Raw genomic sequence first — 747 nt, 5'->3', positions numbered from 1 at the left:
TCGGGAGCTCTAGGGCCTGACCCCCGTGTGGTAGACACCCTGACCCCGGCGACGCGCGGGGGAAGAAAGGTAGTGTCCCACCATGCCCCTGAAGACCTACTCGGAGCAGTTCAAGCGTGACGCCGTCGCCCTCTACGAGTCCACCGAAGGCGAGTCACTGAGATCCACCGCCGAGCGGCCAACAAGGTCTACGTCGGTGATATCACCTACCTGCCGATATCCGACGGGGTGAACATGTACCTGGCCACGGTCATCGACTGCTTCTCCCGACGCCTCCTCGGCTTCACGATCGCCGACTATATGCGCACATCCCTGGCTGTCGACGCGATGAAGGCTGCGGCGGCTAGCGCGGGAGTCTGGCTGGAGCGGTGTTCCACTCCGACCACGGCAGCGTGGCGATGCTGTTGCAAAGTTGGGGATGGCACGTGAGGATCAGGGATCATGAGCATCTTCTCCGGGCGCCACTCCCCCCCCCCAAGAGGTCATCCTGCAGGCGGTGAGGTGGTACTGCCGCTACGAGGTGCTCTAGCGCGACCTGGAGGAGATGCTGAGCGAGCGTGGAGTTCCGGTGGATCACACCACCATCTACCTCTGGGTGCAGAAGTACAGCCCGGAACTGGATAAACGTGCCCGCCGGTACCGCCAAACCTCGCTGTTGGTCTCTGTTTCCTGAAGCGTGGATGAAACCTACATCCGGGTCGGCGGAAAGTGGTGCTACCTCTACCGAGTGGTGACCAAGGACGGTCG

The 747-nt window shown here is 62.4% G+C and carries 2 pseudogenes; both read left to right on the top strand.

Going from position 1 to position 747, the window contains the following annotated elements:
* Positions 1 to 174: 174 nt before the first annotated feature.
* Positions 175 to 392, top strand: a pseudogene (locus ACT3UN_RS16525) (DDE-type integrase/transposase/recombinase); the annotation flags it as partial.
* A gap of 49 nt (positions 393 to 441) precedes the next feature.
* Positions 442 to 747 (top strand): annotated as a pseudogene (locus tag ACT3UN_RS16520) (DDE-type integrase/transposase/recombinase); the annotation flags it as partial.

Origin of the sequence: Corynebacterium sp. AOP12-C2-36, assembly GCF_052379185.1 — a bacterium.
Classification (GTDB): Bacteria; Actinomycetota; Actinomycetes; order Mycobacteriales; family Mycobacteriaceae; genus Corynebacterium.
This window is presented reverse-complemented; position numbering and strand designations above follow the sequence as displayed.